Source organism: Amycolatopsis sp. (assembly GCF_035546795.1).
In the GTDB taxonomy this organism is placed as follows: Bacteria; Actinomycetota; Actinomycetes; order Mycobacteriales; family Pseudonocardiaceae; genus Amycolatopsis_E.
The window spans coordinates 1-7,456 of the sequence record NZ_DASZWC010000049.1 but is presented as its reverse complement, the minus strand read 5'-3'; the positions used below and the strand labels follow the sequence as shown (position 1 = coordinate 7,456).

At 69.4% G+C, this 7,456-nt stretch carries 6 protein-coding genes and 1 tRNA gene; 1 reads left to right on the top strand and 6 read right to left on the bottom strand.

The annotated features are described in order from the left end of the window. Positions 1–193 precede the first annotated feature (193 nt). The 5 genes from VHD82_RS26310 to VHD82_RS26290 all read right to left on the bottom strand — a co-directional run bounded on the left by VHD82_RS26310 (position 194) and on the right by VHD82_RS26290 (position 5,443). Positions 194–1,036, bottom strand: coding sequence for a TIGR03621 family F420-dependent LLM class oxidoreductase (locus tag VHD82_RS26310; RefSeq protein ID WP_325709443.1), 843 nt, complete (start codon positions 1,034–1,036; stop codon positions 194–196). Positions 1,037–1,096: 60 nt separating this feature from the next. Continuing rightward, positions 1,097–2,077 carry a ribose-phosphate diphosphokinase gene (locus VHD82_RS26305; RefSeq protein ID WP_325709440.1) on the bottom strand — a complete coding sequence of 327 codons (981 nt, stop codon included), beginning with the start codon at positions 2,075–2,077 and terminating at the stop codon, positions 1,097–1,099. Further along, on the bottom strand, positions 2,067–3,548 hold the full coding sequence (glmU, locus tag VHD82_RS26300; RefSeq protein ID WP_325709437.1) for a bifunctional UDP-N-acetylglucosamine diphosphorylase/glucosamine-1-phosphate N-acetyltransferase GlmU: 1,482 nt from the start codon (positions 3,546–3,548) through the stop codon (positions 2,067–2,069). Before glmU ends, VHD82_RS26305 begins: the two co-directional genes overlap by 11 nt. Before the next feature lie 44 nt (positions 3,549–3,592). Next, entirely contained in the window at positions 3,593–5,272 is a 1,680-nt protein-coding gene (locus VHD82_RS26295) for a GGDEF domain-containing protein (protein ID WP_325709446.1), read from the bottom strand. A gap of 99 nt (positions 5,273–5,371) precedes the next feature. Then, positions 5,372–5,443 (bottom strand) — tRNA-Gln (locus VHD82_RS26290). A gap of 165 nt (positions 5,444–5,608) precedes the next feature. Here VHD82_RS26290 and VHD82_RS26285 point away from each other — a divergent pair. Further along, positions 5,609–6,550, top strand: a complete 942-nt coding sequence (locus VHD82_RS26285; RefSeq protein WP_325709435.1) for an acyl-CoA desaturase — start codon at positions 5,609–5,611, stop codon at positions 6,548–6,550. A 15-nt stretch (positions 6,551–6,565) separates the two neighbouring features. Here the strand turns inward: VHD82_RS26285 and VHD82_RS26280 are convergent, their stop codons facing one another. After that, a complete protein-coding gene (locus VHD82_RS26280; RefSeq protein ID WP_013676755.1) occupies positions 6,566–7,342 on the bottom strand; it encodes a lysophospholipid acyltransferase family protein in 777 nt (258 codons plus the stop codon). Between the last annotated feature and the right edge of the window lie 114 nt (positions 7,343–7,456).

Sequence of the window (7,456 nt, the reverse complement as noted above, 5' to 3'; positions counted from 1 at the left end):
CGCCGAGCGGCGGGCGGGCTCCGATGAATCGCGCGTCGATCTGAGCACGCACGAGCGGTTCGGCGTGCGCCCGACGACGTTCGCCGAGTTCGCGCAACGGCACGCCGGGGTGTTCCGCGGTGAGCAGCCGCCGACCCACCTTTGGGCATCAGGCTGGCAGGCCGCGGGATGACACCCGACTCCCCCGGGAAGATCAGCGACCCGACAGGGCCTTGATCACCGGTGCGAAATCCGCCATGAAGGGTTCGAACACCGTCACATAGCTGAACCCGAAGCGCTCCCGGCGCTCCAGCAGAGTCTCCGCGATCCGACCAACCGTCCCGGCCAGGATCTGGGGCGCCGCCAGCAGATCGTCGACAGTCTGCGTGGCGCCGGGAATGCGCGAGAGCCAGTCCGCCAGCCGTGGCCGCGGGTCCTCGGCCACGATCACCTGCTGCACAAGCATGTTGAACTCCGCGGCCTGGGTCCGCGAACGGACGAAGGCCGCGCGCTCCGCCAGTTCGGCCGCGCTCGCGAGCAGGAAATTTCCCGGAGGCCTGCCGGGCGCCTGCTTCAACCCGGCGAAGCCGACTATGTCCGCCTGTTCGGCCGCGAGGTTCAGCACACCGTCGCTGTTGCCCGCGATCAGCAAGGGGGGCAACGAATCCAGCCGCTCGCGCAGCTGCGCGAGCGTGCTGTCCAGATATTCGATCCGCTGTTTCGCCGGCCACCAAGGCAAACCGGCGCTGTCGAACTCGGCCTTCATATGGCCGGCACCGACACCCAGCTCGAACCGGTCGCCGACGATCTTCGTCGTGGACTCGACATCCCTGGCCAGCAATGCCGGGTTGTAGAACGGCACGTTCAGTACCAAGGGGCCGACATGGACCCGGGAAGTGGCCACCGCGGCGGCGGTCACCGCCGGGAAGGGCGCGGGGGCGCCCAGATGGTCGGGAATGGTGATCACGTCATAGCCGAATTCCTCGGCTTGACGGCATTTCGCGACGAACTCGCCGTCCACCGACCGCAGACTCACACCGAACCGGAATGCACGCATACCGGCAAGGTATTGCCCCCGCGCCCACACCCGCACCCGCTTTCGCGGCGGGCGGAACGATCAGGCGTGGCCGTCGAACAGGCTCGTCACCGAACCGTCCTCGAACACCTGCTGGATGGCCTCGGCGAGCATCGGCGCGATCGAGAGCACGGTCAGGTTCGGGAACCGCTTCTCGTCCGGGATCGGCAGCGAGTTGGTGACGATGACCTCGCGTGCCTTGCAGTTGGACAGCCGCTCGGTCGCCGGGTCGGACAGGATGCCGTGGGTGGTCGCGATGACGACGTCGGCCGCGCCCTCCTCCAGCAGCGCGTCACACGCCTTCACGATCGTGCCGCCGGTGTCGATCATGTCGTCGATCAGGATGCACAGCTTGCCCTGCACGTTCCCGACCACGCGGTTGGCGACGGCCTGGTTGGGCTTGTCGGGGTCGCGGGTCTTGTGGATGAACGCGATCGGCCGGTCGCCCAGCTGCTGCGCCCACTTCTCCGCCAGCCGCACGCGGCCCGAGTCCGGCGAAACCACGGCGATGTCGGCGTCGCCGTAGGTTTTCTTGATGTGGTCGGCCAGCAGGCTCTGGGCGAACAGGTGGTCCACCGGGCCGTCGAAGAAACCCTGGATCTGCGCGGTGTGCAGGTCCACGGTCATGATCCGGTCCGCGCCCGCGGTCTTGAACAGGTCCGCGATCAGCCGTGCCGAGATCGGCTCGCGGCCCTTGTGCTTCTTGTCCTGCCTGGCGTACGGGTAGAACGGGACCACCACGGTGATCCGCTTGGCGCTGGCGCGCTTGAGCGCGTCCACCATGATCAGCTGCTCCATCACCCACTCGTTGATCGGGGTGGTGTGGCTCTGGATCACGAAGGCGTCCGTGCCGCGCACCGACTCTTCGAAGCGCACGAACAGCTCACCGTTGGCGAACGTGTGCGCGGTCTGCGGGGTGATCGTCACGTTGAGGTGCTTGGCCACCTCTTCCGCGAGCTCCCGGTGTGCTCGGCCGGAGAAGAGCATGAGGTTCTTCTTCGGCGTGCCGGACTTAGGACTCATCTGACGACTCCCGCTCGGTTTGTACATCCTTTTCGTCCGCGGCGAGCGCGGCTGCCGCCGCTTCCGCCGCGGGGGTACCCGCCCTGCGCCGGGCCACCCAGCCTTCAATGTTGCGCTGCGGTCCGGTCGACACCGCGAGCGCCCCTGGCGGCACGTTACGCCTGATCACCGTGCCCGCTCCGCTGTGTGCCCCGTCGCCGACCTGCACCGGGGCGACGAACGTGGTGTCCGAACCGGTCCGCACGTACGAGCCGATCGTGGTGTGGTGCTTGTGCACGCCGTCGTAGTTGGCGAACACGCTGCCCGCGCCGATGTTGCTGTGCTCGCCGATCGTCGCATCCCCGACATAAGTCAGGTGCGGCACCTTCGAACCGGGCCCGATGTCGGCCTTCTTCGTCTCCACGAAGGTGCCGATCTTGCCGTCCCGGCCCAGTTTCGTTTCCGGCCGCAGATAGGCGAACGGGCCGACGTTCGCGCCCGGTCCGATCTCGGAGTCGGAACCGTGCGTGCGCACCACGCGCGCGCCGGCCCCGATCGAGACGTTGGTCAGCGTGCTGTCCGGGCCGACCACCGCGCCTTCGCCGACCGAGGTCCCGCCGCGCAGCTGCACACCCGGTTCGAGCAGCACATCGCGGGCCAGGGTGACCCCGGCGTCGAGCCACGTCGTGGCCGGGTCGACCACCGTCACGCCGGCCAGCTGCCATTTGCGCACCAGGCGCCGGTTCAGCTCCGCGCCCAGCTTCGACAGCTGCACCCGGTCGTTGACGCCTTCGGTCAGCCACGGGTCGGCGGTGACCAGCGCGCCGACGCGCAGGCCGTCGGCGCAGGCGTTGGTGAGCACGTCGGTCAGGTACAGCTCACCCTGCGAGTTGTCGGTGGACAGCCGGGTGAGGCCCTCGGTGAGCAGCGCGGCTTCGAACGCGTACACCCCGGAGTTGATCTCCGTGATGAGCAGCTGCTCCTCGTCGGCGTCACGCTGTTCGACGATGCTGCGGACGTTGCCGGCGGAGTCGCGGACGATCCGCCCGTAGCCGGTGGGGTTTTCCAGATCGGCCGTCAGCACCGTCGCGACGTTGCCCTGCGCGCGGTGCTCGTCGAGCAGTGTCGCCAGCGTCTCGGTGTCGAGCAGCGGCACGTCGCCGTAGCTGACCACCACGGTGCCGGTGAGCTCTCCGGGCAGGGTGTCCAGCGCACACGAAACCGCGTGCCCCGTGCCCTGCTGGGTCTCCTGCACCGCGACCGCGACGGGCCTGTCCAGTGCCTTCCCGACCTGGGCCAGGTGCGCCGTCACGGCTTCGCGGCCGTGCCCGACGACAACGACGAGATTGTCCGGTTCCAGCCCCGCCGCGGCGCGGACCGCATGTTCCACCAATGGCCGTCCGGCGAGCGGATGCAGCACCTTCGGGGTGGCGGAGCGCATTCGGGTGCCCTCGCCTGCGGCGAGGACCAACGTAGTGAGCGGGCCGGTCACGGCACTCCCAAACTGCAGACGGCTTCCCTTACCGGCAGACGATCCTACGGGTGCTCTTCGAGCGTCGGCGCCGGGTCGGCGTGGAGGTCCACCTCGGCCCACCCCGAGCCACCTTCGCCGGGGATGGTGCTGGCTGTCGCCACCTGGTTCCCGCCACCGCGTTTTGCCTGGTACATCGCGGCATCGGCGCGGGAGAGCACCTGATCGGCCCGCTCCTGCGGACGCAGCGACACCAGCCCGACGGAGAGGGTTACCCCGTGCGACAGATGGTGTGGCAGGGATGACACGGCGTTCACCGCGCGACCGAGCGCCTGCTTCGCGGCCGAGACGGGAGCGCCAGGCAGGAGCGCGATGAACTCGTCCCCGCCGTATCGGGCCACGATGTCGTCCCCGCGCAGCGCGTCACGCAGCGTGGAGGCGACCACGCGCAGCACGTCGTCGCCCTCGGCGTGGGAATGCTCGTCGTTGACGCCCTTGAACCCGTCGAGGTCGATCAGCGCGACCGCCAGCGGCTGGGCCGTGGTGGAGGCCGAGAGCGTGCGCAGGTGCTCGTCGAGCGCGCGCCTGTTCGGCAGGCCCGTCAACGGATCCTGCAATGCCTGCTGGCTGATGGCGCCGTGCTGCGCGGACAGGCGCTCGTGCTCGCGGCGGGTGTTGAGAGTGGCCATCTGCGACTCGCGCAGCGACCACAGCTCCACTTCCAGCGCCGTGGAGTACTCCAGCAGCGGGCCGAGTTTTTCCGCCTCGGCGTGCGACTGGTAGTCCAGCCTTGCCAGTTCCCGGATCAGGTTGAGCCGCATCGAGGGCTGGGAGTTGTCCTCATCCAGGTTCAGCCGGATGGCGTGCAGCACCTTGAGCGCTTCGTCACGCCTGCCCTCGGCGTCCAGGCAGCGGGCCAGCGCGATCGCCACGATGACCTGCTCGTGCGGGTAGCCGGGCCCGGTCAGCAATCGCTGCAGCCGTTCGCTGTGCGACGGGTCGGGGTCGGCCAGCGCGAGCGCCGCCGCCAGCACGCCGACCTGATCCACCGCTGGTACGCCGATCCGGCGCGGGAACAGCGATTCGGCGAACGGCGCCTCGACCGCGACCGCCATCGACGCCGCCGTCTCGAACTTGGTCGCGGCCTGTGAGTGCCGCTCCACGCGCTCCAGTCGCAGCGCCCAGCCGAGCAGCATCTTGACCCGGTTCATCAGCTGCAGGGTGATCTCGTGCGGGCCCGCCGTTTCCCGGACCGCCTGGTGCGCCCTGGCGATGACCTCCTCGGCGGCCTCGTAGACACCGAGCTGGTTGAGCACGAGCCAGCAGTCGATGAACGCGCTGGACTGCATCTTCGCCCACTCGCGGCGCGGCATCTGCATGTCCGGGGTGCCGGAATCGTCGAGGATCGCCAGCGCGCGGGCGATCTCCGTCAGCGCCGCGTCCTCCTGCGCCGCCAGCACCAGCCGGCGGCCGCGCAGCGCGTGCGCATCGGCGCGGTACAAGGAAAGCCCGTGCCTGCGGGTGTGCGCGAGCATCTCGTCCAGCAGCGGTTCCGCCTCGGCGGCGACGCCACGGGTGACCAGCCGGGCGATCGCGGCGGAGCGCAGCAACTGCGCGACCAGGACCGGCTCACCCCGGCGCTGTGTTTCGTCGAGCAGCTCGTCGATCGTGCGGACGATGTCCAGCTGCTCGGAATGATCGGTGTGCTGCACCGCCGCGATGAGCTCCCGGGCGCGCCCCACCAGCCAGGCGTCGGACAGCTCCGCCAGAGCCGGTCGTCTGTGCTGTTCGCTCTCGCCTGCCAGCGGGGCACCCCCTTCTTGTCGTCGGGGCCGGGACGGCAGCTCCGCCGCCAGGATTCGAACCTGAACTGTCAGAACCAAAATCTGAAGTGCTGCCAATTACACTACGGCGGATCGTGCCTGGTCAGAATACCGATGTTGGAAACCCGCCCGGGTGCAGGGGTTGGCCGGTGTTTTCGGCCCTCCACAGCGGGGTAAACCTCCTGTACCGTAACTTACGCAGACGTAGGTTAGGTGACCCTTTCTCAGGGTGCTGAGCAGGAAGAAGTGTGGTTGCGCATGACGGCTACCCTCGAACCCCCGGCCACCAAAGGCCCCAAACCGGTCATCAACGGGCAGCGGCCCTTCAGTGTCCAGTTCGCCGTGTACCTCGGCGTGCTGCTGCCGTTGCTGGCGATCGTCGTCGCGGTACCCTTCGCCTGGGGGTGGGGGCTCAGCTGGACCGACGTCGTGCTGTTCGCGATCTTCTACTGCATCAGCGGGCTCGGCATCACCGTGTCCTACCACCGCTATTTCACGCACGGTTCGTTCAAGGCGAAGCGCTGGCTACGTGTCGCGCTGGCCATCGCGGGCAGCCTCGCCGTGCAGGGCCCGGTGATCACCTGGGTCGCCGACCATCGCAGGCACCACGCCTTCTCTGATCGTGACGGCGACCCGCACTCGCCGTGGGCCTTCGGCACCTCGCCGTGGGCGATCGCCAAGGGTTTCTGGCACGCGCACATGGGCTGGCTGTTCGAGCGCGACCAGAGCAATGCCGAGCGGTTCGCCCCGGACCTGCTGAAGGACCCGGCGATCAAGAAGGTGGACCAGCTGTTCTGGTTGTGGACCCTGCTGACGCTGACCGTGCCGGCGCTGATCGGCGGGCTGGTCACGTGGTCGTTCTGGGGCGCGGTGACGGCGTTCTTCTGGGCCGGGCTGGTCCGGGTGTGCGTGCTGCACCACGTGACGTGGTCGGTGAACTCGATCTGCCACATGATCGGCGAGCGGCCCTTCACCGCTCGGGACAAGTCGGCGAACTTCTGGCCGCTGGCGATCCTGTCCTTCGGCGAGTCCTGGCACAACCTGCACCACGCCGACCCGACCTGCGCCCGCCACGGCGTCAAACGCGGCCAGGTCGACATCTCCGCCCGGGTGATCCGGACCTTCGAGAAGCTCGGCTGGGCGACGGCGGTGCGCTGGCCGACCGAGCGCCGGCTGCAGCGGATCGCCCGGGAGGCCTAGTACGGGCAGGGCCGCTCAGCTCGCGGCGGCCGGGCGCTCCGGGCCCGGGTCGTACGCCGCGTCGGGAGCCTGCTCGCCGCGCAGGTCGGCGACCAGCTTCGTGATGTCGGTCATGATCGCTGCCGTGGCGGCGTCGAGGTTCGTGCGGGTGCGCGGCTTGCCGACGAACGCCGAGAGGTCCACCGGTGGCCCCGCGACGACACGCACCCGCCTGCGGGGGAACAGCCGCGGCAAGGCCCCCGGCGGCAGCGCCTCCTGGGTGCCCCAGTTCGCCACCGGGATCACCGGGACCCCCGTGACGACGGCGATCCGCCCGATGCCGTTCTTCGCCTTCATCGGCCAGCCGTCGGGGTCGGCGGTGTAGGTGCCCTCCGGATAGAACGCGACGACCTCGCCGCGGTTGAGGGCCTCGACGGCGTCTCGGTAGGCGTCGGTCGCGCGGCTCGTCGCACGGTGGACGGGGATGTGCCTGCCGCCGGCCAGCACCGACCGCACGACCGGCACCTTCCACAGCTCCGACTTGGCCAGGTAGCGCGGCATCCGCCCGTTCGCGACGACGAACGCCGTGTCGAAGATCGGGTCGGCGAACGACACGTGGTTGAGCGCGAGCAGCGCGCCGCCCGAGCGCGGGACGTGCTCGCCGCCGCGGAAGACGATCTTCGGGAGGAACATCGCGAACGGCCAGATCAGCTCGATGCCCAGCCCGTACCAGAACCCCGAGCCCGAGCGACGTCGCCGCAGGGTGAGCCGCAGCTTCTCCCGGACGGTCAGGGGGCGGTCGGTGTCGGCCATCGCAGGTCCTCCAGGCGCTCCGGGCCCGGGCAGGGGCCCTCGCCCGGCGGGTCGGATCGGTCTTCTCCCCCGATCTTCGCCCATGGTCGACGCGCGGAACGCGCCGCACCGGGT